Source organism: Pseudarthrobacter sp. As-47 (genome assembly GCF_058215595.1).
This window is the reverse complement of record NZ_CM177088.1, coordinates 1528179-1552946: the sequence shown is the minus strand read 5'-3', so window position 1 is coordinate 1552946 and position 24768 is coordinate 1528179. Positions and strand designations below refer to the sequence as shown.

Genomic DNA, 24768 nt, shown 5'->3' with positions numbered 1-24768 from the left:
GTCTAGGCTCCTTCGCCCTTGAATGCATCTGTGTCGGTGTTTGTGCCTGCGCCTTCGTCTCCCGCGCGGGGGTGGATGGTGGCCAGCACCTGGTCCGCCTTCACCAGGTCGCCGGGGCGGGCGGTGAGATGGACGGTGCCGTCCAGCGGGGCCACCAGCTGGTGCTCCATCTTCATGGCCTCGACCGAGACGAGAAGCTGGCCGGCCGCAACGGTGTCCCCGTCACTGACCGGAACCGAGACCACTGTTCCCGGCATGGGTGAACGCACCGCGGGATCGGTGGCACCCTCCTCCCGCTGGAGGGCCGCAAGCACCCGGTCAAGCCGCGCTTCCCGGCTCAGTACGACCAGCCGGCAGGACCAGCCCCCATTGCCCAGGAACAGTTCCGCGGGTATGCCGACAACCGGCGAATCACGTGTTGGGTCCGCCGGGCCGCGGAAGACCGGCGCAATGGAGTACGTACTGGTGCGGCCGTCGAGGGTCAGCACTGCCTGCCGCCGGGAGGGGAATTCCAGCCGTGCCGGCCGCGCAGGCCCGTCCCCCACTGCCACAAGGAACGTCCTTCCGGAAACAGTGCTGTCCAGGGCAGTGCCGTCCGAAGCCGTCCCGTCCGCTTCCGCGCCCGTATCCCGGCCGCCGCTGACACGCACGGCCGCAACGCCGCCGTCGGGCGTTCCCAGGCTGACCAGGCGCGGCGCCGGTGCCCCGAGCCGCCAGCCGTTGCGCGCCTGCCAGGGCCCGGGCGCGGGGGGCGTGTTGTTCTGTCCCTCCATGGCGAGCGTGAAGAGCGCTGCCACCGCCAGCTCGGCGTCGGCAGCCCTCCGGAAGGACAAACCGGGCAATTTGCGTTCGATCAGCCCGGTCTCCAGCCGTCCGGCGCGGACATCGGCATCGTTGATCAGCAGCCGCAGGTATTCCACGTTCGTATCCAGCCCGAGCGCCGTATAGCCGGCGAGCGCCGCATCCAGGGTGTCCAGCGCGGCCGTGCGGTCCTCCCCCCAAGCGATGACCTTGGAGATCATGGGGTCGTAGCTGGAGGAAACCTCCACGCCCTCCATCAGGGATGAGTCCACGCGCACCCTGCCGCGGCCCGTTTCCATTGCCACGCGGGCGGGGGCGCCGGGACGTTGCTGCGGACCGGGCAGTTCGTCCAGCAGCAGCACCGTTCCGGTGGAGGGCAGGAAGTTTCTCTCGGGGACCTCTGCGTAGACGCGCGCTTCCGCGGCGTGGCCGTGAAGTTCGACGTCGGCCTGCCGGACGGTGAGTTCCCCGCCGGCGGCGATCCGCACCTGCCACTCGACGAGGTCTATGCCGGTGACCATTTCCGTAACGGGGTGCTCAACCTGCAGCCTGGTGTTCATCTCCATGAAGTAGAACTGGTCCGGCGCGTCGTCGGAGACGAGGAATTCGACCGTTCCGGCGCCGCTGTAGTTCACGCTGCGGGCCGCGTTGCAGGCTGCTTCACCGATGCGGGCGCGGATGGCGGCGCCGTCGGGCAGGCCCTCGAGCAGCGGCGACGGCGCCTCCTCGATGACCTTCTGGTGCCGCCGCTGCAGCGAACATTCGCGTTCGCCCAGGTGGATGACGTTGCCGTGGTTGTCCGCCAGGACCTGCACCTCGATGTGCCGCGGGGTGGTGACCAGGCGTTCCAGGAACAGGGTGTCGTCGCCGAACGCACTGGCCGCCACCCGCCTGGCCGTGGCCAGCGTGGCCGCAAGGTCTTCGGGGCGCTGCACCACATGCATGCCCTTGCCCCCGCCGCCCGCGGAGGGCTTGATCAGCAGCGGAAAACCCACGCCGGCGGCCGCGTCAGCCAGCTGCGCATCGGTCATTCCCGGCTGTGCCACGCCCGGCACCACGGGGACGCCGTAGCCGGCCACCTGGTTCTTGGACCGGATCTTGTCCCCCATGATATTCAGGGCTTCCACGCCCGGGCCGATGAACGCGATCCCGGCCTGTTCCAAGGCCCGGGCGAATTCCACGTTCTCGCTGAGGAAGCCGTAGCCGGGGTGCACGGCCTCCGCACCGGTCCTGCGGCAGGCCTCGATGATCGCCCCGATGTTCAGGTAGCTCTCCGTGGCGGCTGCCGGGCCGATCCTGACGGCGGTGTCCGCTTCGCGCACGTGCCGGGCGCCGGCGTCGGCATCGCTGTAGACGGCCACGGGGCGGATGCCCAGGGCCTTGAGCGTCCGGATCACGCGGCAGGCGATTTCGCCGCGGTTGGCCACCAGGACGGTGCCGAACATCGGCCGGGTGGCGGCGGGGGTGCCGGCCAGGGAAGGGGTGGTCATATGCTCGCTCACATCCTGAAGAGGCCGAAGGAGGTTTCCGGCAACGGCGTGCGGGCCACCACGTCCAGTGCCAGGCCAAGGACGGTGCGTGTGTCGGCCGGATCGATCACGCCGTCGTCCCAGAGGCGGGCCGTGGAGTAGTACGGGCTGCCCTGGTCCTCGTACTGCTGCCGGATGGGCGCCTTGAAGGCTTCCTCGTCCTCGGCGGACCATTCCTGTCCGGCGGCTTCGTACTGGTCCCGCTTGACGGTGGCGAGGACGCTTGAGGCCTGGTTGCCGCCCATGACCGAGATCCGGGCGGCCGGCCACATCCACAGGAACCGCGGTGAATAGGCACGTCCGCACATGGAGTAGTTGCCGGCACCGAAGGAACCGCCGATGACCACTGTCAGCTTGGGCACCCGGGCGGTGGCTACGGCGGTGACCATCTTGGCCCCGTTCTTGGCGATGCCGCCCTGTTCCGAGTCCCTGCCCACCATGAAGCCGGAGATGTTCTGCAGGAACACCAGCGGAATGCCGCGCTGGTCGCAGAGTTCAATGAAGTGGGCCCCTTTGAGGGAGGATTCGCTGAAGAGCACACCGTTGTTGGCCACGATCCCCACCGGGTGCCCGTGCAGCCGCGCGAACCCGGTGACCAGCGTGGCGCCGTACTCCTTCTTGAATTCGTGGAACCTGCTGCCGTCCACCAGCCGGGCGATGACCTCGTGGACGTCGTAGGCGGCGTTGACGTCCGTGGGGACGGCACCGTAGAGCTCCGCCGGCGCAGCCGTTGGTTCGACGGCGGCGTCCACCTCCCAGGCGGGCGGCGCAGAAGGCGGGAGCGTGGACACGATGTCCCGGATGATCTGCAGTGCGTGTTCATCGTTTTCCGCGAGGTGGTCGGTGACGCCGGAGATCCTCGAATGGACTTCCCCGCCGCCGAGCTCCTCCGGCGTGACGATTTCGCCGATGGCAGCCTTCACCAGCGGAGGCCCGCCCAGGAAGATGGTGCCCTGGTTCCGGACAATCACTGTTTCGTCGCTCATGGCCGGCACGTAGGCGCCGCCGGCCGTGCATGACCCCATGACCGAGGCGATCTGGGGAATTTTGGCCGCTGACAGCCGGGCCTGGTTGTAGAAGATACGGCCGAAGTGGTCCCGGTCCGGAAACACCTCATCCTGTTTGGGCAGGAAGGCACCGCCGGAATCCACCAGGTAGATGCACGGCAGCCTGTTGTCCAGGGCTATCTCCTGGGCCCGCAGGTGTTTCTTCACCGTCAGCGGATAGTAGGTCCCGCCCTTGACCGTGGCGTCGTTGGAAATCACCAGCACGTGGCGGCCGTGGACCAGGCCGATGCCGGCAATGACGCCCGCGCCGGGAGCCTCGTTGTTGTACATGCCGTTGGCGGCCAGCGGGGCGATCTCAAGGAAGGGGCTGCCGTCATCCAGCAACCGGTCGATGCGCTCGCGGGGCAGGAGCTTGCCCCGGCCCATATGCCGCTGCCTCGACTTTTCCGGTCCGCCCAGGGCAGCGTCCGCGAGCCTTTTTCGCAGGTCCTCCGTCAGCAGCAGCTGCGCTTCGCGGTTCGCCAGGTAAGTGCTGCTGGCGGGGTCGATCCTGCTGGCAAGGGTCTCCATCGACGCGTCCTGTTCCTGTTCCGGCCGGGGGCAAGAAAGCCAACTCGGTTAGTGCCCAATAACTGAAATTCAGGTTAGTCTCGATTAACTGTGATGTCCAACACAGCAGCTGCCTTGCTAGACTTCCGGGGTCCCGAGGAGGAATTGTGCCAAGCACCGACGCCGCTGCGGCAAGCAGCACGACCCGGCCCGGCAGCGCAACCCAGCCCGGCAGCGCAACCGAGTCCACCGGCCCAACCCAGCGCAGCCGGGCCAAGGAGAACCGCCGCCAGGCGCTGCTGTCCGCTGCAGCTTCGCTGTTTGCGCTGCACGGGTTCAGCCGCGTCTCCCTGGAGGATCTGGGGGCTGCCGCCGGCGTCAGCGGCCCGGCCGTATACCGCCACTTTCCCGGCAAGCAGGCGGTCTTGGCGGACCTGCTGGTCACCGTCAGCCAGGAACTCCTGGACGGCGGACGCCGGGTGGCGGCGGAAAACGCAGATCCCCTGGCGGCCCTGCGCGGCCTGGTGGCATTCCAGGTGGACTTCGCGCTGGGCAAGCCGGACGTCATCAGGGTCCAGGACAGGGATTTCAGCTGCCTCTCCGATGAGGACCAGGCGGCGGTCAGGACCCTCCAACGGAGCTATGTGGAGGTGTGGGTGGAGGTCCTCGCGGATCTCCATCCGGAGACCGACGCTTCGGAGCTCCGGATGCGGGCCCATGCCACGTTCGGGCTTATCAATTCCACCCCCCACTCGGTGCGCAGCCACGGCCGGAAGATGGCGTCCGGAACCGCCCGGCCCCTGCTCGAAAGCATGGCCCTGGCCGCGCTGCTGGCGGACTGCCGAACCACCCCCTGAAGCCCGGAGTTTTTGTCCGGATATGCAGGCTTAAACCGGTGGGAAGCCTGCGGATCCGGACAAAAACTCCAGGGGTCACACCATGGTCAGCACCCGGCCGGGGTCAGCGAGGATGGCACCGACGTCGGCAAGGAAGCGTGAGCCCTGTTCGCCGTCCACCAGCCGGTGGTCGAAGGACAGGCTGAGGGTCATGACTTGGCGCAGGGCAACGTCCCCCTGGTACTCCCAGGGCATCCTGCGCACGGCTCCCAGGGCAAGGATTGCCGCCTCGCCGGGGTTGAGGATGGGCGTGCCGGCGTCAATCCCGAAAACACCGATGTTGGTGATGGAGATTGTGCCTCCCGTGAGGTCGGACGGAGGGGTCTTTCCGGCGCGGGCCGTGTCGGCGAGCGCTGACAGGGCTTGAGCCAGCTGGACCAGGGACAGCGAATCCGCGCCCTTGATATTGGGGACCGTGAGCCCCCGGGGCGTGGCGGCTGCAATGCCCAGGTTCACGTAATGGAACGTGACGATCTCCTGGTTCTCCCCGTCCCAGCGCGAGTTGAGGGAAGGATTGCGCCGGAGGGCGATCAGTACAGCTTTCGCGGCCAGGGTCAGCGGTGTGAGCTTGACGCCCGCGAACTCCCTGCCCTCCCGGAGCCTGGCGAGCAGTTCCATGGACGGCGTGACGTCGACAGTCAGGAACTCGGTGGCGTGCGGCGCGGTGAAGGCACTCTGCACCATGGCGGCAGCCGTGAACTTGCGGACACCCTTGATGGCGGTGCGCGTTTCCCGCTCACCCTGGCCGGCCTTCCCGCCACCCTGATCCGCGGCAGCTTCGCCGGGCGACCCTGCCTCCGCGGACTGGCCGTCCATGAAGTGCCGGACGTCCTCCCGGGTTATCAGCCCCTGGGGTCCGGTACCGGTAATCCTGGCCAGGTCCACGCCAAGGTCTTTGGCCAGCTTCCGGACAGGCGGGGTGGACCGTGGGCGCTCGCCTGCGGGCTGGTCGGACGCAGCTGCGAGGTGCTCAACCGCGGGGGTTTTGCCTGTGCCGCGCATGGTTGCCGCGGGCGTCGTGTCAGCAGGCGCGGCCTCCCCACGCATGGTTGCCGCGGGCCTGGTCTCCGCGGCAAAGGCATCGACAGGACCAGCCGCGGGGAAGGTCCGCGGGCGCCGCACGGGCCGGCCGGTGCTTTCGACGACGGCACCGTAGCCTACGAGGTTAGGCTCCCTCCGGGGAGTCCCGGCGGAGCTCTCCCCCGCTGCCTGCCCCGCCGCATCCCCTGCGCCCTTGCCCGCATCCTTGCCCGCATCCTGGCCCGCATCCTGGCCCGAAGCGGCAGGGGCGCCTGCCGCCGAAGGTGCCGGGCCGGCGTCGTCCGCCACCTCGAAGGAGACGATCGGCTTGCCCACCTCCACAACGGTGCCCGGCTGCTCGTGGAGTTCCTTGATGACCCCGGCAAACGGGGACGGAAGCTCCACCACCGCCTTTGCCGTCTCAACCTCGGCGATCACCTGGTTCAGCGAGACGGTATCGCCCACCCCCACTTTCCAGCTGAGGATCTCCGATTCGGTGAGGCCTTCGCCCAGGTCCGGCAGCCGGAATTCCTTGATCATGGTCGCGCTCATCCTTCCAGCCCGCTGAGGGAGTTCGGCCGGCCCAGGGCACGGTCTACGCCGTCCAGGATCCGGTCCAGGCCCGGCAGGTGGTGCATCTCAAGCTTTGAGTAAGGGTAGGGAATATCGAATCCGGTGACGCGGACTGGTGCCGCCTCCAGGTGGTAGAAGCACCGCTCGGTAATACTGGCAGCCACTTCCGCCCCCAGGCCGCCCGACTGTGCGGCCTCGTGGGTGATGACCAGGCGCCCGGTCCTGCGGACGGAGGCCACAACTGTTTCGTAGTCCACGGGTGCCAGCGAGCGCAGGTCGATGACCTCGATGGAAACTCCTTCATCGGCAGCGGCCGACGCGGCGTCCAGGGCCGTCTTGACCAGCGGACCGTAGGCCACCAGCGTGACATCGGTGCCTTGGGTGAGGACGCGCGCCTCGCCCATGGACATGGGCGAAGTGTGGTCAAGGGACTCGTCAACGTCGCCTTTGTCGTGGTACCGCCGCTTGGGCTCGAAATAGAGCACGGGGTCGTCGCAGGCGATGGCCTGCTGGATCACGGTGTACGCGTCCTGCGGGCTGGAAACGGTGACGACGCGCAGGCCGGACGTGTGCGTGAAATAGGCCTCCGGCGATTCGGAGTGGTGCTCGGGCGAGCCGATCCCGCCGCCGAACGGGACCCTGATGGTGATGGGCATCTTGACTGCCCCGCGGGTGCGGTAGTGGAGCTTGGCCACCTGGCTGACGATCTGGTCGAACGCCGGATAGATGAATCCGTCGAACTGGATCTCCACCACCGGGCGGTAGCCGCGGTAGGCGAGGCCAACGGCGGTGCCCACGATGGCCGATTCGGCCAGGGGCGTATCCACCACCCGGTGCGTGCCGAAGTCCTTCTGCAGTCCGTCGGTCACCCGGAACACGCCGCCGAGGGTGCCGATGTCCTCCCCCATGAGCACCACTTTGGGGTCGTTCTCCAGGGACTTCCGCAAGCCCGCGTTGATCGCGCGGGCAAAGGTCATCTGGGTCATCAGCGTGCACCTTCTTCTGCAACGGCTCCTGCGGGATCACCGAAGGTTGCCAGGTAACGGGCGTAGTGGTCCTGCTGCCGGTCCAGCCAGGAGTTGGGCGTGCTGTAGACGTTCCTGAAGACGTCGAGTGGCTCCGGATCCGGCATGGTGGTGCAGCCCGCCCGCATCTCGCGTGCCACGGCGTCGGCCTTGTCCTTCACCTGCTGCTGCAGTTCCTCCGTCAGCAGGCCCTTCCGTTCGAGGAGCGCGGCGATGCGGGTGATCGGGTCCCTGGCGGCCCAGTCCTCGAGTTCGTTGGCGTCACGGTAGCGCGTCGGGTCATCCGCCGTGGTGTGCGGGCCCATGCGGTAGCTGACGGCCTCGATGAACGTGGGGCCGCCGCCGCGGCGGGCCCGGTCCAGGGCCACGCGGGTGGCAGCCATCACGGCCAGGACGTCGTTGCCGTCCACGCGCAGGCTGGGGATGCCGAACCCGGCAGCCCTGTCTGCCAGTTGGATGTGCGACTGGAGCCGGACAGGCTCCGAAATGGCCCAGTGGTTGTTGGTGCAGAAAAACACCACGGGCACCTGGAAGCTTGCCGCGAAGACCATGGCCTCGTTGACGTCGCCCTCGCTGGTGGCGCCGTCGCCAAAGTAGGTCACGGCCACGGAATCGGCGCCGTCATTCTGGATGCCCATTGCATAGCCGGTGGCGTGGAGGGTCTGGGCGCCGATGATGATCTGCGGGGTGGCCATGTTGATGGTGTAGGGATCCCAGCCCGAGGACGCAGTGCCGCGCCATACCCGGAGGATGTCCGTCAGGTCCACTCCCCGGCAGTAGGCCACCCCGTTCTCCCGGTAGCTGGAGAAGACAAAGTCGTCAGTGCGGAGCGCCCGGCCCGAACCGATCTGCGCGGCTTCCTGCCCCAGCAGCGGCGGCCAGAGCCCGAGTTCGCCCTGCCGCTGCAGGGCGGTTGCCTCGACGTCGATGCGCCGGATCACGGTCATGTCCTCGTAGAGGAAACACAACTGCTCGTCAGTGACGTCCCTGACCCAATAGTCGAACTCCGGGTGGCTGATCCGCTCACCGGACGGAGTAACCAGTTGGACCAAATCCCGCCCCTGTCCATGGGGGTGCCGGGCGCTGTTGGGGGCGGCTGGCCCGCCCTGGCCCGTTTCGTCTGTAGACACGATAGCCCGCAACCTTCTCACGTCGTTGACCCGCGGTTTTGGGACTTGTGGCCCCTTCGGCCGCCGGCCGCCCGGGCGCCGTTGCCCCGGATATTTGTGACCCTACTCACAATGCTCAGGAGGTACAACTACCAGCGCGATCACTGAGCAAAATGCTCTGCCGGAGGGCACGGGACCGTGCTAGCGTTGCGCATTATGCAAGCCTTGGATGGCACCGATGCCCGCCTGCTCTCCGCCCTGGCCCAGGACGCCCGGCAAACGGTGGTGGCCCTGGCCCAGAAGCTGGGCCTCTCCCGGAACACCGTGCAGGCGCGGATGGCGCAGCTGGAGAAGAAACACGTCTTCCTGTCCTTCGAACGGCGCATCAATCCGGCGGCCCTGGGCTACCCGCTGATGGCCTTCATCTCCGTCCATGTCCAGCAGCAGCGGCTCGCCCTGCTGGCGAAGGAACTCGCAGACATTCCCGAGATCCTCGAAGGATATGGCCTGACCGGTTCGGCGGACCTGCTGCTGCGCGTGGTGGCGCTGGACGCCGAGGACCTGTTCAGGATCAACGGGAAAATCCTGGCGTGCGAAGGGGTGGACCGGACCGATACGGCGCTTGCCATGGGAGAACTTATTCCCTTCCGCGTCCAGCCCCTCCTTGAACGCGGCCCTGGACGCACCTAGCAGCCGGCGCGTTTTCGCGGAACACACGACGCCGGGGCCGGGCTGGAGCACGACGGCGGCGCCGCACGCTATAGGCTGAATGCCAGTTAATCGGCGGCAGGCACAGCGCCCCGCCTCCAGGCGGTGCCATGCACCATTTTCCGGAAAGGCTCCACCTTGAGCACTCCCCAGGAACCGTTTCCGCCGGGCCGCGCCGGCGCCGCGTCCCCGCAGCCGGCACAGCCTTCCCGCTACGGGCAGGACCAGGGGTCCCCGTTTGGGCTCCCGGGGCAGCCCCCGCCGAAGAGCCGGCGGAAACTGTGGATCATCCTGGCGGGCGCCGGCGGCGTCCTGCTGCTGGTGGTCCTGGGCATCATCATTCTGGTGAACGTGGTGGGCGGCGCCACCAACCAGGCCAGGGGCCTGGCTGACGGTTTCACCAAGCTGGTCCTCGCCGGGGACAGCTCCAGGGCCTACGACGAGTACCTTGACCCCGCCCTGCAGGAGCAGCTGTCCAAGGAGGCCTTCATTGAAGGCGTCAACAGCCTGGAGATGGACGAAACCTGCACGCCGGACTACAGCGACCTCAAGGTGGCCACCGAGAACGGCGTTAAGTCGGCGGATATCGCGGGCCTGATCACCTGCGACGGCAAAAACGTGGACCTTGCCTACCGTTTCGAGGGCACTGACGATCTCAAGATGACCAACATCAAGCTGCGGCCGGCAGCGTAGTCCCGGCCGGCACAACAAAGCCTCCGCGCCGGGGAACTGCTCCCCGGTGCGGAGGCTTTGTTGTTGCTGCCGTCAGGTCAGTGGTCGACGGCCTTTTCGGCACCCACCCCCGTAAGGGAGCGGACTTCCATTTCGGCCTGCTTGGCCGTGTCCTCCCGATTCTTGTCGAGCGTCGTTCCGAGCCAGCCCAGGAAGAAGGCGAGGGGGATGGACACGATGCCCGGGTTGCTCAGCGGGAAGAGTGCGAAGTTGGCGTCCTTGATCATGGATGTTGCTCCGCCGGAAACCACCGGCGAGAAGATGATCAGGATGATCGCGGAACCCAGGCCGCCGTACATGCTCCAGACTGCACCCTGGGTGGTGAACTTCCGCCAGAACAGGGAGTAGACGATCGTGGGCAGGTTGGCGGAGGCGGCGACGGCGAATGCGAGCGCCACGAGGAACGCCACGTTCTGTCCGTTGGCAAGGATGCCGCCCAGGATGGCGAGAACGCCGATGACCACAACGGTGCGCCGGGCCACCTTCACCTCGGTGTCGGCGTCGGCCTTGCCCTTGGAAATGACGCTGGCGTAGATGTCATGGGCAAAGGAAGCGGCAGCCGTGATGGTCAGGCCGGCCACAACGGCCAGGATGGTGGCGAAGGCCACAGCTGAGATGAAGCCCAGCAGAAGCGGCCCGCCCAGGTAGAAGGCCAGCAGCGGGGCGGCCGAGTTCACGCCGCCCGGTGCGCCCTTGATGGTCTCGGCACCAACCAGGGCAGCTGCACCGTAACCAAGCACCAGGGTGAAGAGGTAGAACAGGCCGATCAGCCAGATTGACCACACCACGGACTTGCGGGCTTCCTTGGCCGTGGGGACCGTGTAGAAGCGCATGAGTACGTGAGGCAGCGCTGCCGTGCCCAGGACCAGTGCGAGGCCGAGTGACATGAAGTCGATCTTCGAGGTTTCCGTCTTGCCGTACTGCAGGCCGGGATTCAGCACAGCCGGGTTGTTGGCCGTTTCCACTGCGGCGCCCAAGAGGCTGGAGAGGTTGAAGCCGTAGATGGCCAGGACCCAAATGGTCATGACGGCTGCGCCTGCGATGAGCAGGATCGCCTTGATGATCTGCACCCAGGTTGTGCCCTTCATGCCGCCGATCAGGACGTACATGATCATCAGGGCGCCGACGACGATGATTACCAGGGCCTGTCCGCCCCAGTCGCTGATGCCAAGGAGCAGGGAGATCAGGCTGCCTGCTCCTGCCATCTGGGCCAGGAGGTAGAAGAAGCAGACTGCGAGGGTGGAGATGGCGGCGGCGATGCGGACGGGCCGCTGCTTCAGCCGGAACGACAGCACATCGGCCATGGTGAACTTGCCGGTGTTGCGCAGGAGCTCGGCCACGAGCAGGAGCGCGACGAGCCAGGCCACAAGGAAGCCGATGGAGTACATGAAGCCGTCATAGCCGTTGATGGCGATGGCGCCGGTGATGCCCAGGAAGGAGGCTGCGGAGAGGTAGTCGCCGGCGATGGCGGTTCCGTTTTGCGAGCCGGTGAAGGAGCGGCCGGCGGCGTAGTAGTCCGCGGCGGTTTTGTTGTTCCGGCTGGCGCGCAGCACGATCACCATGGTCACGGCCACGAAGATGCCGAAGATTCCCATGTTGAGCAGCGTGGTGTCCTTGAGGGCGGCCACGTCCACCGCTGCGGCGATGCCGATCATTTGTTAACTCCGCTCACTCGGTTGCCGTGCTTGTCGAATTCGTGACCCTCGATCTCGTCCCGGATCTCCTTCGCGATGGGGTCCAGCCGCCGGTTGGAGTAGCTGACGTACCAGCCAGTGATGGCGAACGTGGACACGAACTGGAGCAGGCCAAGGATCAGGCCCACGTTGATGTTGCCCCAGACCTTGGTGGACATGAATTCCACGGCGTAGTCGGCGAGCAGGACGTATGCGAAGTACCACAGCAGGAATGCGACTGCCATGGGAAAGACAAAGCTGCGGTGACGCTTGCGCAGTTCCTTGAACTGCTCCGTCGACTGGACCTGCTCGAAGTCCACGGACGCCGCTGCGTCCGGAGTGTGGGCATCGTTACCCATCGTTCCTCCTCGTTGAGACTTGCCTGAACACACCCAACGGCAGGCCCGGAAGACGGGATACCGCAAATGTGACTGCAATCACTCTGCGGGCTGCATCCCGCCAGTTCCAGAGCCTGCAGGCCTGCGGGCGCTCAACGGTCGGGATGCTGCGACAAACGGCACCCGCGGCTACGCTGGGCACCATGCCGGACTCCCCCCTCCTGACCGCCGCGGCCGTGGCCGTCATCGCCATGGCCATCGCCGTCGTCGTCGGCGTGGGGCTCAAGGTGCTCAGGTCCTTCCGCGACCTGGGCACGGATGCGGAACGCGCCACCTACCACACCCTGCATGCCGCTTCCCAGGCGGGCCAACACCTGCGCCGTGGCCTCAACCCCGCCGGCGCTGCCAAGGCCAGCCGCCAGCTGCGCACCCTGCTGGGCTGTGACGCCCTGGCCATCATGGACACCTCCGGTGTGCTGGCGTGGGACGGTACCGGCGAGGACCTGAAGCCGCGCATGATGGACCTTGCTGCCGGCGTCCTGGCCAGCGGCCGCACGGCCGTCCTTCCCGCCGGGGACGCCGGCGCCGCGACGGAGGCCACCGGCGGTCCGCTCGCCGCCGTGATCGCACCGGTGCGTGCCGGCACCCGGGTGGTGGGCGCCGTCGCCGCCTTCGCTCCCTCCGCCGGCGCGGGACTGGTCAGGGCCACCAACGAAGTGGCGGACTGGGTGGCCGTGCAGGTGGAACTCGCGGAGCTGGACGCCTCCCGCACCCAGCTGATGGAGGCCGAGGTGCGGGCCCTGCGCGCGCAGATCAGCCCGCATTTCATCTACAACTCGCTCAATGCCATCGCATCCTTCATCAACACCGACCCCGCCCGCGCCCGGGAGCTGGTGGTTGAGTTCGCCGACTTCACCCGGTATTCGTTCCGGCGGCACGGGGACTTCACCACCCTGGCTGAGGAACTTCGCTGCATCGACCGGTACCTGCTGCTGGAACGGGCGCGGTTCGGCGAGCGCGTCCAGGTGAGCCTGAGGGTAGCTCCGGAAGTGCTCAGCACCGTGATCCCGTTCCTGAGCCTGCAGCCGCTGGTGGAGAACGCGGTCCGGCACGGGCTCGAGGCCAAGGAGGGGCCGGGACACATCAGCATCACCGCCAACGACGCCGGCGCGTTCGCGGAGGTGACCATCGAGGACGACGGCGTGGGCATGGATCCGGAGCAGCTGCAGTCCATGCTGGCCGGGCACACGGACGGCGAGCATGTGGGCCTGCGCAACGTCGATGCCCGCCTCCGCCAGGTTTACGGCAACGACCACGGGCTGGTCATCGAGACCGCGCCCGGGGAAGGAACCCTGATCACCATGCGGGTCCCCAAGTCCCAGCCCGGGCACGATGCATGACCCCGCCCGGACCGCACAGCGTACCGCCGGCGCCTTGCCCCTGCTCCGGAAAGCTACCCTAGGAGCATGATTAACGTCCTCGTCGTTGATGATGAGCTGCCTGCCGTAGAGGAACTGGCCTTCCTGCTGGGCAAGGACGAGCGCGTGGGCAAAATCCTCCGGGCAACCTCCGGCAGCGATGCGCTCAAAGCGCTCGCCTCCGCCCCTGTTGACGCCGTCTTCCTGGACATCCACATGCCGGCGGTGTCCGGCCTGGACATTGCCCGCGCCATCGCCGGGAGCAGCCGGCCGCCGGCCGTCGTGTTCGTGACGGCGGACGAGGACCACGCACTGGACGCCTTCGAGCTCGCGGCAGTGGACTACCTGCTCAAGCCCGTGCGGGCGGAGCGCCTTTCACGCTGCGTGGGGCGCATCAGTGAACTTCGCGACGGCGGCGCCGCCCCGGAGATGATCACGGTGGACCAGGGCGGGACCACCAGGATGATCAGGCGCGACGACGTGACATACGTCCAGGCGCAGGGAGACTACGCAAGGCTCCACACCGCCGAAGCCAGCTACCTGATCAGGGTCCCGCTTGCCGACCTTGAGCAGCAGTGGGCGGATGCGGGCTTCATCCGGACGCACCGGTCCTACCTGGTGGCCCTCAAGCACGTGACCTCGATGAAGCTCGCCGCGGACGGTCCCAGCGTCACGGTGGCGGGCGCTGGCCTTCCCATCAGCAGGCGGCACCTGCCCACGGTCCGGGAAAAGCTTGAGGCCACCCGGATCAGGCCCATTACATGACCAGGGTGCGGGTCACGGCTCCGCGGACTGCGGCTCGTCCGGCCAAGGAGACGAGGGAGGCGGCGCAGGACTCGGAAGTGGGCCAGGTGTTCGTCAGGTCCCTGATCAGGTCCCAGCTGCGGCTGGCCCTGGTGGTGGCCGCGGGTTTCCTGCTGATCCTTTGCGCTTTCCCCCTGCTGCTCGCAGCAGTCCCCGGCCTGGCGGAAACCCGGGTGGCGGGCATTCCGTTCGCCTGGCTGCTGCTGGGAGCGGGCATCTATCCGGTTATCGGGCTCAGTGCGTGGCTGTACATCCGGACGGCGGCGCGCAACGAGGCCCGCTACCGGGACCTGGCCGAGGACCGGTGAGGGCACCGTGAACCCCGGCGTGGCGCTGGCTGCCCTGGTAGGGGTGTCCGTGGCCACCGCGGTCATCGGGTTTTACGGCCTGCGGATTTCACGGACCACGGGTGACTTCTATGTTGCCTCCCGGACGGTCCGGCCGTGGTGGAACGCCTCGGCCATCGGCGGCGAGTACCTTTCCGCCGCCAGCTTCCTGGGTGTTGCCGGCCTGATCCTGCTGTCCGGCACGGATGCGCTGTGGTTTCCGGTGGGCTACACGGCCGGATACCTGATGCTGCTGCTCTTCGTGGCCGCGCCGCTGCGGCGGTCCGGGGCGTACACCATCCCGGACTTCACCGAGGCCAGGCTTGACTCCCTGCCGGTCCGCAAGGTGACCAGCCTGGTGGTGGTGCTGGTGGGCTGGCTGTACATCGTCCCCCAGCTCCATGGTGCTGCCCTCACCATCCGCATCACCACAGGTCTGCCGTCCTGGGTGGGATCGGTGGCGGTGGTGATCGTTGTGTGCCTCACCGTGGTGGCGGGCGGCATGCGCTCCATCACGTTCGTCCAGGCGTTCCAGTACTGGCTGAAACTCACCGCGCTGGCTGTGCCCATCCTGTTCATCATCTTTGTCCTTGCAGGCAGCGGGACCCCCGCGATCGCGCCGCCGTCGGTCAATCCCACCGGCGCGCCGCCTGCTGGCCTCTACCAGAACGTCTCGCTCCTGGTGGCCCTGCTGTTCGGAACCCTCGGCCTGCCGCACGTCCTGGTGCGCTTCTACACCAACCCGGACGGGCAGTCCGCCCGCCGCACCACGCTGATCGTCCTGGGCCTGCTGTCCGTGTTTTACCTGTTCCCTACCGCGTACGGGCTGGTGGGACGCATGTTCGCTCCCGGCCTGGCGACCGCGGGGCAGGCGGACGCCATGGTGCTGCTGCTCCCGGGAGAGCTGGTGGGCGGAACAGCAGGCGACCTGTTGTCAGCGCTGGTGGTGGCGGGAGCCTTCGCTGCGTTCCTGTCCACCACGTCGGGCTTGGTGGTTTCGCTGGCCGGCGTTATCAGCCAGGACGTCCTGGGCGCGGGCGTGGGCAGCTTCCGGCTGGCAGCCGTCATTTCCGCCGTGGTGCCGCTGGGCTTCGCCTTCATGACCGACTCGTTCGCCCTCGCCGGGAGTGTGGGGCTGGTGTTCGCGTTCACAGCGTCAACAGTCTGCCCGGTGCTGCTGCTGGGCATCTGGTGGCGCGGTCTGACTGACGCCGGCGCCATCGCCGGCATGCTGACCGGCGGGGTGCTGTGCGGCGGGGCGATGATCGCAGGAGCGCTGGCCGGGGCCGCCAGCACGCCGGGCTGGCTGGCCCAGCCGGCGGCGTGGACGGTTCCCGCAGCCTTTGCGGTGATGGTCATCGTGTCCCGCGCAACGTCGCAGCGGATTCCGAAGACGATGTCGAAGGTGATGACCCGGCTGCACACGCCCGAACGGCCGCTGGCCACCGAACGCTGAGGCGGGGCCAGCAGGATCAGTCGATGGCAGCCATGAGCTCGACGACCCGGTCCAGGAAGGCGTCCACCTGGGCTTCCTCGTACCCTTCATGGCCTACGGCGGGGCGGAAGACCGCCCGGCGGACGCTGTCCACGCTGAGCGGCTTGTCCTGCTCAAGGTAGGCGATGAGCTCACGGCACAGCCGGTCGACGTCGGCCGTGTTGTAGCTGCGGGCCTTCTTCCTGGCGGGGCGGCGGAAGCGGTCGCCGTCCGGCCGGTGCAGGCGGCCGCGCAGGATGCCCGAGAGGTGACCGATCTCGCGCAGCCAGGCTTCCTCGCCACTGGCAGCGATCAGCTCATCACGTTCCCGGCGGGCGAAGGCATCCTCCAGCCGGTCCAGGGCTGCGTCCACGATGGCGGCGGAATATCCGCCTTTGACGGGATCGAAGGAGACAGCCCGCACGTCCGCGCTGTTGATGGGCTGCGGCGCTGACTCCGGGTTCTCCAGCGATACGCGCGCCTGCTGCAGGAACTGGTCCACCTGTTTGGCGTTGTAGCCGTACTCGCCGCGCTGGACGCGCTCAAAGGACGCAGGGATCTGCCGATGAATGTCCAATGCCACTATGTTTCCTTCGATGCTCTTCAGCTGTGGTGCTTCTGCACCAGCTTATTTGTGCCAGGGGTTCTCTGCAGGTCCGGCAGGGTTTGTGTCAGGCGCCGGACACCAGTCCGTACAGGATGAACGCGGCCGGGGACGCGAACACGATGGAGTCGAGCCTGTCCATGACTCCCCCGTGTCCGGGCAGGATGCTGCTCATGTCCTTGATGCCCAGTTCGCGCTTGACCATGGATTCCGCCAGGTCGCCCGCCGTGGAAGCCGCCACCAGGCCGACCGCCAGTACGACGCCCACCCACCAGGGCTGGTCCAGCACAAAGAGGCAGGCCAGGATTCCAATGAGCATGGCCCCGCCGATGGAGCCGGCGAATCCTTCCCAGGACTTCTTGGGACTGATTTTGGGCGCCATGGGGTGCTTGCCCAGGGACGCGCCCACCAGGTATCCGAAGGTGTCGTTGGAGACCACCAGCAGGAGCATCACGGCCACCTGCCAGGCGCCGTGGGGAACCGTCCCGCCCGGCCAGAGGCCCAGCGGCGTTGCACCGCCGGCGGCGTGCAGCGGCAGGACGGCGAAGCTGATGAAGAACGGTACCCAGCCGAGCGTGAAAACTCCGGCGAAGATGCTGTTGGCCGAACCTGCCGCGCTTTCGATGGACCGCCACAACAGCACGGCCACCGAGCTCAGCAGCATGGCGAACAGGAGGCTCTCAATGCCCCCGAGGTAGGCGGCGAAAGGCATGGCCACCGTACCGGTCATGACCGGGATGATGGGCATCCTGGTGCCGTTGGCCTCCAGGGCGCGGTAGATTTCCCACACGCCGAAAACGGCGAAGGTGGTGGTGACCGCTACGAAGGCAAGCGGGAGCAGCAGCAGTCCGCCGAGTACGGCGAAGAGCATTGCCAGGCCCACCACGACGGCGGCAGGGAGGTTCCTCCCTGCCTTCGGCGTCGGGTTGCTCCTGGGCTGCTTCCCCCGTATGCGCGCCCTGGGTGCGGGGGCCTGATCTGCCTGGCCCATCAGACTTCGAGCAGCTCTGCTTCCTTGCGCTTGAGCAGCTCATCGATGCCGTCCACATGCGCCTTGGTGAGGCTGTCCAGTTCCTTTTCGGCCCGGGTGCCTTCGTCTTCGCCGGCTTCGCCGTCCTTGACCAGGCGGTCCAGGGTTTCCTTGGCCTTGCGGCGGATGTTGCGGATGGAGACCTTGGCGTCCTCGCCCTTGGTCTTGACGATCTTGACGTACTCCTTGCGGCGTTCCTTGGTCAGCTCGGGGATGGTGATCCGGATGACGTTGCCGTCGTTGGACGGGTTCGCGCCAACCTCGGAATCACTGAGCGCACGCTCGATGTCCCGCAGCGCCGTCTTGTCAAAGGGCGTGATGAGGATGGTGCGGGCGTCCGGAATGGCGAACGAGGCGAGCTGCTGCAGCGGGGTGGGTGAGCCGTAGTACTCCACGAGGACCTTGTTGTACAGGCCCGGGTTGGCACGCCCGGTGCGGACGGAAGCGAAGTCTTCCTTGGCTACCTCTACGGCCTTGTCCATCTTTTCTTCGGCTTCGAGCAAGGTTTCTTCGATCACGGTCTCTCCTCAGATTCTGGTGCAGTCCGGGGCGCCGGGTCCATGCACAATCGTGGTTCTTTGATGCCGGCCCGCCCCCGCCCGCAGGGGCAGGGACGGAACAGTCCTGAAATCATCCTAGCCGCAGCTAGGCGGTGACCAGCGTGCCCAGCTTTTCGCCGAGGATAGCCCTGGTGACGTTGCCTTCGCCTTCCATGCCGAAGACCACCATGGAAAGGTCATTGTCCTTGCACATGGTCATGGCCGTCTGGTCCATGACCCGGATGTCGCGGCGGAGGGCGTCGTCGTAGCTGAGGGTTTCCAGCCGCTCGGCGGTGGGGTCCTTCTTAGGGTCGGCGGTGTAGACGGCGTCCACGCCGCTCTTGGCCATCAGGACCACATCGGCGTGGACCTCGAGGGCCCGCTGGGCGGCGACGGTGTCGGTGGAGAAGTACGGAAGGCCCGCACCCGCGCCGAAGATGACCACGCGGCCCTTTTCCATGTGGCGGATGGCGCGGCGGGGAATGTAGGCCTCGGCGACCTGGCCCATGGTGATGGCGCTCTGGACCCGGGTTTCGACGCCGGCCTGTTCCAGGAAGTCCTGCAGGGCAAGGCAGTTCATCACGGTGCCGAGCATGCCCATGTAGTCCGCGCGGGACCGGTCCATGCCGCTCTGGGAAAGCTCCGCACCGCGGAAGAAGTTGCCGCCGCCGACGACAATGGCCACCTCCACCTGGGGAACGGCCGCGGCGATCTGCTTTGCGACGTCGCGGACGGTCTCGGGGTCAACGCCCAGCTTTCCGCCGCCGAAGACTTCACCTGAGAGCTTCAAGAGGACCCGGCGTCGGCTTTTCTCTGGCTGGATTACAGTGTTGACGGCTTCCATGATGCCTTCCCGTTGGTGGACTCTAAAAAGGTTATCCTGCTGCGCGGCCAAAGGCCCTATGCGGGCTGTCCCGCACGGGGCCTTCCCCCGCGCATGCAAAAGGGGCGGCCACCGAAGTGGCCACCCCCTTGCAGTTTCGGCTAGGAGCCGACGCGGAAACGCGTGAACGCGGTTCCCTTGACACCGGCCTCTGCGAGGACCTGCGCCACGGACTTCTTTGCGTCCTTCGCGAATGCCTGGTCAACCAGGACCTCACCCTTGTAGAAGCCGGTAACGCGGCCTTCCACGATCTTGGTGAGCGCGGCCTCGGGCTTGCCCTCAGCCTTGGCGGTCTCTTCGGCGATGCGGCGCTCGGACTCGACCAGGTCGGACGGGACGTCCTCGCGGGTCAGGTAGTTCGGAGCCATGGCAGCGATGTGGACTGCGACGTCGTGTGCTGCGGTTGCAGCGGCTTCGCCTTCGCCGTCAACAGCGAACAGCACGCCAACCTGGGCCGGGAGGTCCTTGGAGGTCTTGTGCAGGTAAGCGTCGACCGTTGCGCCCTCGATGCGGGAGATGCGGCGGACAACAACCTTCTCGCCCAGGACTGCGCCTTCTTCGACGACAACCTCGGAGAGGGGCTTGCCGTCAACATCGGTGGCGAGCAGGGTCTCGAGGTCGGCAGCGCCGGACTCGACAGCGACGGCCAGGACCTTGTCGGCCAGCTGGATGAACTTGTCAGCCTTGGCCACGAAGTCGGTCTCGCAGTTGACCTCGATCATGACGCCGACGCCGTTGCTGACCTTGGCAGCCACCAGGCCCTCGGCGGTGGAACGGCCTTCACGCTTGGTAGCGCCCTTGAGGCCCTTGATGCGGATGATTTCGATGGCCTTCTCGGCGTCACCGTTGGCTTCGTCAAGAGCCTTCTTGACGTCCATCATGCCGGCGCCGGTGCGCTCGCGCAGGGCCTTGATGTCCGCGGCAGTGTAGTTCGCCATGTGAACCCCTCTGTCTAGAAAATGTGTGGTGGTGTACGGACTGACAGGACGGCAGCCCACGGGTGGGCCGCCATCCTGTCAGCAGCTCCGGCGCTGCAGGCAGCGCCGGAAAATCCGGATGTACTTGTGTTACTTGGCGTCTTCGGCGGGAGCCTCGGCAGCGGCCGGAGCTTCCTCGGCAGCCGGAGCAGCAGCCTCTTCAGCGGCCGGAGCGGCAGCTTCTTCAGCCTTGCTGCCTTCGAGGAGCTCGCGCTCCCACTCAGCCAGGGGCTCTTCCGGAGCTTCGGCAGCACCGGTGCCGCGGTTGTTGCGGGCGATGAGGCCCTCGGCAACGGCGTCGGCAACAACGCGGGTGAGGAGGTTCACGGAGCGGATGGCGTCGTCGTTGCCCGGGATCGGGAAGTCGACTTCGTCGGGATCGCAGTTGGTGTCCAGGATGGCAACAACGGGGATGTTCAGCTTCTTGGCCTCGTCAACGGCGAGGTGTTCCTTCTTGGTGTCCACGATCCAGAGCACGGACGGTGCCTTGGTCAGGTTGCGGATACCGCCGAGGTTGGACTCCAGCTTGGTGAGTTCGCGCTTGAGGAGCAGCAGCTCCTTCTTGGTGTACGCGGAACCGGCAACGTCGTCGAAGTCGATCTCTTCGAGTTCCTTCATGCGCTGGATGCGCTTGGCGACCGTCTGGAAGTTGGTCAGCATACCGCCGAGCCAACGCTGATTGACGTAGGGCTGGCCAACGCGGGTTGCCTGCTCGGCAATCGCTTCCTGGGCCTGCTTCTTGGTGCCGACGAAGAGGACGGTGCCGCCGTGGGCAACGGTGGCCTTCACGAATTCGTAGGCGCGGTCGATGTAGGACAGCGACTGCTGAAGGTCGATGATGTAGATGCCGTTGCGCTCGGTGAAGATGAAGCGCTTCATCTTCGGGTTCCAACGGCGGGTCTGGTGTCCAAAGTGGACGCCGCTGTCAAGCAGCTGGCGCATGGTTACGACGGGCATGCCGACGCTCCTTCCGGCAGGTCATTCATGAGAGAGCCCGAAGGCTTCTTACCCTGCCAATAGTTGACGGTTGATTAGCGTGGCCCAGGCTGGGCCGTGCTCCTGGCATCCACCATGCTTCCCATCAGGACGATGGTCCTGACCGCAGGAGGCCTGATCCCCCATCGGCGAGGCCGGAGCGTCGCTTGCTGGAGGGCTGGATGCGCGTAGTCAGCTGCTGCTCCCCCACACTCCTGAATGAGATGTGCCGACGCATTCCGGACACGGACATATACCGTTGGAAAAACCGCTGGGATATCCGCCGGACCGAAAGCATTGAGGGCGCAGCAAACTGCTCCACCAAGTGTACTACAGGCACCTTAGGCAGGAGGACACCGGCGAGGACGGTAGGGACACCGGCATGGGGCTTGTCCACATAGCCAGGATGGGCACTCCCGCCGCCTTTGAAGCAGGAGCATTCTGGTGGCATGAAACCACCGTTGCGGCTCGCGGCCCTCCTCCTGCTGCCGGCTTCGCTGGCCCCGGCAGGCGAGCCACTGGCATTCGGGCCGGCCTATTCCATCCAGCAGGCGGGGCAACCCCTGCCGGACGCCAGTTCCCCGGCGGCGGCCGTGCCCTCGTGGCAATGGCCGCTTGCCCCCCGCCCGCAGGTGCTGCGGCATTTCGATCCCCCGCCCAAGCCTTGGCTGAGCGGGCACCGGGGCGTTGATGTGGGAGCAACGGCCGACGGCGCACCGGTCACCTCCCCGGCGGCCGGTACCGTCAGCTTCGTGGGCGTGGTGGTGGACCGGCCGGTGATCACGATCGACCACGGGGACGGGCTGCGGAGCAGCTTCGAACCGGTAGACAGCACCCTGGCCGCCGGCGCCCCAGTGGCGAAGGGCCAGGTTATCGGCACAGTTCTCCCCGGACACTGCACGGGCGTGCCCTGTGTCCACTGGGGCGTCCGGCGCGGGGATGACTATGTGGACCCGCTGCAGTTCGTGATGGACCTGAGGCCATCGGTCCTGCTGCCGCTGGACAGGTAGGCAGCAGCAGGCCGGACGGCCCCTGCCATGGACGCTAGACGATGGCAGAGATCCCGGTGATGGCCCTGCCGGTCACCAGCGTGTTGATCTCATGCGTTCCCTCGTAGGAGTAGATGGCTTCTGCATCGGCAAAGATCTTGGCCATCTCAAAGTCCGTCACAATGCCGTTGCCGCCGAGCAGGCTCCTGCCGATCGCCACGCTCTCACGCATCCGCGCGGTGGTGAACGCCTTGGCCAGGGCGGACTGCTCATCCTTGGCCTCGCCGGCGTCCTCCAGCTGGGAGAGCCGGACCATCATGCCCATGGAGCTGACCGCGTTGCCCAGGATCTGGACCAGCTGGCTTTGTACCAGCTGGAAGGATGCCAGTGGCCGGCCGAACTGGTGGCGCTCCACGGCATAGCGCCGGGCCACGTCGAACGCAGCCAGCTGCTGCCCGACGGCTTGCCAGGCGACACCGAGCCGGGTGACCTTCAGGACCTTGTTGACGTCGCGGAAGCTGTTGGCGTTGGCAAGCTTGTTGAAGTCCGGCACCACCACGTTGTCCAGGCTGATGTCGGCGTTCTGGACGGTGCGGAGCGCAATTTTGTTCTCGATTTTACTGGCGCTGAAGCCGTCGAGTGAGGTGTCCACCAGGAAGCCCTTGACCTTGTCATCGGCGAGGTCGCGGGCGTAGACCACCACCCAGTCGGAGAAGGTTGCATTTCCGATCCAGCGCTTTTCGCCATTGAGGATCCAGGAGTCCCCTTCCCTGCGCGCCGTGGTGCGGGTTCCGCCCGCCACGTCCGATCCGCCAAGCGGCTCAGTCAGCCCAAAAGCCCCGATCTTCTTCATGCTGTAGATGTCCGGAAGCCAGGCATCCTTCTGCTCCTGCGAAGCCAGCGCTTCGATGGACCCGGTGAACAGCCCGTCATGGACCCCCATGAAGGTGGCGATGGAAGCATCCGCACGGGTCAACTCAGCGTGGACAAGGCCGGCAAACAGGTTCGAGTGGCCCTGCCGGCGCACTGGGCTTACAAGGTCGATGCCGGCGAGCTTCGGGATGAGGTCCATGGGGAACTCCCCCCGGTTCCAGAAGTCCACGGCGATGGGCCGCACTTCACGGGCCAGGAATTCCCTGACCTCGGCCAGCCGGTCCCGCTCCTTGTCGCTCAGCAGCTGTTCGAAGGCGTAGAAGTCGCCGTCGGCGTAGGGAAGGTCGTTGAGGTCGGCAGCGGTAGTGGACATGATTACCTCACAATGATCAGCGGTGACCGGGGCTCGCCAGGAAGGAGCGCCGTAAGTTACTGCTCAGTAACATACCGCAGATCGAAGGCTTAAGAAAGGAAACCGCGGCCGGCATGTATGACGGCCGCGGTTTCCGCGTTGGGGGGGTAGGGCTACTCGGACTTGAACCGAGGACCTTAGGATTATGAGTCCCGCGCTCTAACCAGCTGAGCTATAGCCCCTTATGCCCGGAACCTCCGGCGATTGGTACGCGGTGGCAGGGCAAAATTACTCTAGCAAACCCGGGAAAGCGTTCAGACCACCTTGTCCTCGAAGCGGGCTCCACGGTAAAGGTCCTCGAAGGTCTGCAGCGTGCCCTCGATGCTGTGGGGTTCCACCATCTGCCGGCTGGCCTGGCCCATGGCTTCACGCTGGTCGGCAGGCAGTTCCAGGACCATGGTGATCTTCTTGGCGAGGTCGTCGCTGTCGTTCGGCGTGAACAGGTAGCCGTTTTCGCCGTCGCGCACCAGATGCGGCAGGGCCATGGCGTCCGCCAGCACCACGGGAGTGGAGGCAGACATCGCCTCGAGCGTGACCAGCGACTGCAGCTCCGCTGTTCCGGGCATGCAGAACAGGTCGGCCTGGATGTAGGCCCGGCGCAGTTCCTCGTCACTCGCGAGGCCCAGGAACTTTACCCGGTCCGTCATGTGCAGCCGGCGGACCAGCTCCTCCAGGGAGGAGCGCACCTCGCCGCCGCCGACGATTTCCAGGTGGACGTTGAGTTCCGGCGGAGTCTTGCTGACGGCTTCGATGAGCACATCCACGTGCTTCTCCTCGGCCAGCCGCCCGGCAAACATCACGGTGGGGTACGGGTGGGGTTCGATCTGCTCGCCTGGCTGGAGTTCGTAGGCGGCGGAGTCAATACCGTTGGACAGCGGCAGCACCTTGCGCAGGAAGGCGTGCTGGTGCATGGCCTTGGCCGCGAGCGGGGTGGGCGTGGTGACCACGTCCGCCTTGCCCATGACCTTGCCCATGTCCTTCCACGAGATCCGGCCGATAATGTCCTTGAACCACTGCGGAAACGGCAGGAACGGGTTGAGGTTCTCCGGCATGAAGTGGTTGGTGGCCACAATCCGGACGCCGCGTTTCACGGCCTCGTACAGGACATGTTCGCCGATCATGTAGTGGCTCTGGATGTGGACCACATCGGGTTTCACCCGGTCGAAGAGGAGGCTGATCTCCTTCTTGATCTCCCAGGGAAGGCAGATCCGGAAGTACTCGTGCGTGGGGACGCCGTGGGAACGCAGCCGGTGGACAGTCCCCTCGGGCCGAAACTCCGTGAAGCTCTTTCCGTTGTCCGCCCGGCAGGCCAGCACATGGACGTTGTGCCCGCGGCCGGTCATTCCCTTGGCCAGGCGGTAGCCGAACTGTGCTGCTCCGTTGATGTGGGGCGGGTAGGTGTCTGCAGCGATCAGGATGGTCAGGGGACGCTGGTCTGCGGGCGTGGTCACGTGGAGAGCTCCTGATGGTCACGGTGCGCACAGCATGGACTGGCAGCACAGTT

Annotated in this window: 23 protein-coding genes and 1 tRNA gene; 8 read left to right on the top strand and 16 right to left on the bottom strand. The window is 66.5% G+C overall.

All coding sequences use genetic code 11. From position 1 onward, the window contains the following. Positions 1 to 2 precede the first annotated feature (2 nt). Positions 3 to 2291, bottom strand: a complete 2289-nt coding sequence (locus tag AC4BCK_RS07120) for an acetyl/propionyl/methylcrotonyl-CoA carboxylase subunit alpha (protein ID WP_490566781.1) — start codon at positions 2289 to 2291, stop codon at positions 3 to 5. A gap of 8 nt (positions 2292 to 2299) precedes the next feature. Further along, positions 2300 to 3907 carry a carboxyl transferase domain-containing protein gene (locus tag AC4BCK_RS07115; RefSeq protein ID WP_174178840.1) on the bottom strand — a complete coding sequence of 536 codons (1608 nt, stop codon included), beginning with the start codon at positions 3905 to 3907 and terminating at the stop codon, positions 2300 to 2302. A 146-nt stretch (positions 3908 to 4053) separates the two neighbouring features. Here AC4BCK_RS07115 and AC4BCK_RS07110 point away from each other — a divergent pair, with 146 nt between their 5' ends. Continuing rightward, positions 4054 to 4743, top strand: a complete 690-nt coding sequence (locus AC4BCK_RS07110; protein WP_490566780.1) for an SACE_7040 family transcriptional regulator — start codon at positions 4054 to 4056, stop codon at positions 4741 to 4743. Positions 4744 to 4818: 75 nt separating this feature from the next. On the opposite strand, the gene AC4BCK_RS07105 is transcribed toward AC4BCK_RS07110, so the two are convergent. The 3 genes from AC4BCK_RS07105 to pdhA are packed head-to-tail and all read right to left on the bottom strand — an operon-like array spanning position 4819 to position 8530. Beyond that, a complete protein-coding gene (locus AC4BCK_RS07105; RefSeq protein ID WP_490566779.1) occupies positions 4819 to 6342 on the bottom strand; it encodes a dihydrolipoamide acetyltransferase family protein in 1524 nt (507 codons plus the stop codon). 8 nt (positions 6343 to 6350) lie between these two features. Next, a complete protein-coding gene (locus AC4BCK_RS07100) occupies positions 6351 to 7361 on the bottom strand; it encodes an alpha-ketoacid dehydrogenase subunit beta (RefSeq protein WP_174178846.1) in 1011 nt (336 codons plus the stop codon). Continuing rightward, positions 7361 to 8530 (bottom strand): pyruvate dehydrogenase (acetyl-transferring) E1 component subunit alpha, encoded by a 1170-nt coding sequence (gene pdhA, locus AC4BCK_RS07095; protein ID WP_251425115.1) that lies wholly within the window; start codon positions 8528 to 8530, stop codon positions 7361 to 7363. The genes AC4BCK_RS07100 and pdhA overlap by 1 nt, the downstream gene beginning before the upstream one ends. A gap of 195 nt (positions 8531 to 8725) precedes the next feature. On the opposite strand from pdhA, the gene AC4BCK_RS07090 reads away from it, so the two are divergent. Beyond that, entirely contained in the window at positions 8726 to 9199 is a 474-nt protein-coding gene (locus AC4BCK_RS07090) for an Lrp/AsnC family transcriptional regulator (RefSeq protein ID WP_174178851.1), read from the top strand. A 156-nt stretch (positions 9200 to 9355) separates the two neighbouring features. Then, entirely contained in the window at positions 9356 to 9910 is a 555-nt protein-coding gene (locus AC4BCK_RS07085) for a hypothetical protein (RefSeq protein ID WP_490566778.1), read from the top strand. Between the two features lie 77 nt (positions 9911 to 9987). Here AC4BCK_RS07085 and AC4BCK_RS07080 read toward each other — a convergent pair whose 3' ends face one another. Together AC4BCK_RS07080 and AC4BCK_RS07075 are read right to left on the bottom strand one after the other, a co-directional pair. Continuing rightward, the gene (locus AC4BCK_RS07080) at positions 9988 to 11604 is read right to left on the bottom strand and encodes a solute symporter family protein (protein ID WP_174178855.1); all 1617 of its coding nucleotides are present in this window, start codon (positions 11602 to 11604) and stop codon (positions 9988 to 9990) included. Then, the gene (locus AC4BCK_RS07075; RefSeq protein WP_157238621.1) at positions 11601 to 11981 is read right to left on the bottom strand and encodes a DUF485 domain-containing protein; all 381 of its coding nucleotides are present in this window, start codon (positions 11979 to 11981) and stop codon (positions 11601 to 11603) included. The genes AC4BCK_RS07080 and AC4BCK_RS07075 overlap by 4 nt, the downstream gene beginning before the upstream one ends. A 182-nt stretch (positions 11982 to 12163) precedes the next feature. Between AC4BCK_RS07075 and AC4BCK_RS07070 the strand changes: the two genes are divergently transcribed. From AC4BCK_RS07070 to AC4BCK_RS07055, 4 genes are all read left to right on the top strand, one after another. Beyond that, positions 12164 to 13360, top strand: coding sequence for a sensor histidine kinase (locus tag AC4BCK_RS07070; RefSeq protein WP_490566899.1), 1197 nt, complete (start codon positions 12164 to 12166; stop codon positions 13358 to 13360). A 66-nt stretch (positions 13361 to 13426) separates the two neighbouring features. Further along, complete coding sequence (locus AC4BCK_RS07065; RefSeq protein ID WP_174178857.1) at positions 13427 to 14143, top strand: LytR/AlgR family response regulator transcription factor; 717 nt, start codon at positions 13427 to 13429, stop codon at positions 14141 to 14143. Then, on the top strand, positions 14140 to 14490 hold the full coding sequence (locus AC4BCK_RS07060; protein WP_066274714.1) for a DUF485 domain-containing protein: 351 nt from the start codon (positions 14140 to 14142) through the stop codon (positions 14488 to 14490). Before AC4BCK_RS07065 ends, AC4BCK_RS07060 begins: the two co-directional genes overlap by 4 nt. Positions 14491 to 14497: 7 nt before the next feature. Continuing rightward, positions 14498 to 15964, top strand: coding sequence for a sodium/solute symporter (locus tag AC4BCK_RS07055; RefSeq protein ID WP_364271658.1), 1467 nt, complete (start codon positions 14498 to 14500; stop codon positions 15962 to 15964). Positions 15965 to 15980: 16 nt separating this feature from the next. On the opposite strand, the gene AC4BCK_RS07050 is transcribed toward AC4BCK_RS07055, so the two are convergent. The 6 genes from AC4BCK_RS07050 to rpsB all read right to left on the bottom strand — a co-directional run bounded on the left by AC4BCK_RS07050 (position 15981) and on the right by rpsB (position 20972). Then, positions 15981 to 16565 (bottom strand): DivIVA domain-containing protein, encoded by a 585-nt coding sequence (locus tag AC4BCK_RS07050; protein ID WP_174178861.1) that lies wholly within the window; start codon positions 16563 to 16565, stop codon positions 15981 to 15983. An 88-nt stretch (positions 16566 to 16653) separates the two neighbouring features. Continuing rightward, a complete protein-coding gene (locus tag AC4BCK_RS07045; RefSeq protein WP_310109621.1) occupies positions 16654 to 17577 on the bottom strand; it encodes a phosphatidate cytidylyltransferase in 924 nt (307 codons plus the stop codon). Next, complete coding sequence (gene frr, locus AC4BCK_RS07040) at positions 17577 to 18134, bottom strand: ribosome recycling factor (RefSeq protein WP_066274709.1); 558 nt, start codon at positions 18132 to 18134, stop codon at positions 17577 to 17579. The genes AC4BCK_RS07045 and frr overlap by 1 nt, the downstream gene beginning before the upstream one ends. Positions 18135 to 18261: 127 nt before the next feature. Continuing rightward, positions 18262 to 18999 carry a UMP kinase gene (gene pyrH, locus AC4BCK_RS07035; RefSeq protein WP_174178863.1) on the bottom strand — a complete coding sequence of 246 codons (738 nt, stop codon included), beginning with the start codon at positions 18997 to 18999 and terminating at the stop codon, positions 18262 to 18264. A gap of 140 nt (positions 19000 to 19139) precedes the next feature. After that, positions 19140 to 19976 (bottom strand): translation elongation factor Ts, encoded by an 837-nt coding sequence (gene tsf / locus AC4BCK_RS07030; protein WP_104997351.1) that lies wholly within the window; start codon positions 19974 to 19976, stop codon positions 19140 to 19142. 129 nt (positions 19977 to 20105) lie between these two features. Next, positions 20106 to 20972, bottom strand: a complete 867-nt coding sequence (gene rpsB / locus AC4BCK_RS07025) for a 30S ribosomal protein S2 (RefSeq protein ID WP_174178867.1) — start codon at positions 20970 to 20972, stop codon at positions 20106 to 20108. A gap of 467 nt (positions 20973 to 21439) precedes the next feature. Here rpsB and AC4BCK_RS07020 point away from each other — a divergent pair, with 467 nt between their 5' ends. Further along, complete coding sequence (locus tag AC4BCK_RS07020) at positions 21440 to 22000, top strand: M23 family metallopeptidase (RefSeq protein WP_251425103.1); 561 nt, start codon at positions 21440 to 21442, stop codon at positions 21998 to 22000. 34 nt (positions 22001 to 22034) lie between these two features. Here AC4BCK_RS07020 and AC4BCK_RS07015 read toward each other — a convergent pair whose 3' ends face one another. The 3 genes from AC4BCK_RS07015 to AC4BCK_RS07005 all read right to left on the bottom strand — a co-directional run bounded on the left by AC4BCK_RS07015 (position 22035) and on the right by AC4BCK_RS07005 (position 24715). Then, complete coding sequence (locus AC4BCK_RS07015) at positions 22035 to 23225, bottom strand: acyl-CoA dehydrogenase family protein (RefSeq protein WP_174178872.1); 1191 nt, start codon at positions 23223 to 23225, stop codon at positions 22035 to 22037. 147 nt (positions 23226 to 23372) lie between these two features. After that, positions 23373 to 23446: transfer RNA gene (locus AC4BCK_RS07010), tRNA-Ile, on the bottom strand. A gap of 72 nt (positions 23447 to 23518) precedes the next feature. Further along, a complete protein-coding gene (locus AC4BCK_RS07005; protein WP_174178874.1) occupies positions 23519 to 24715 on the bottom strand; it encodes a glycosyltransferase in 1197 nt (398 codons plus the stop codon). Between the last annotated feature and the right edge of the window lie 53 nt (positions 24716 to 24768).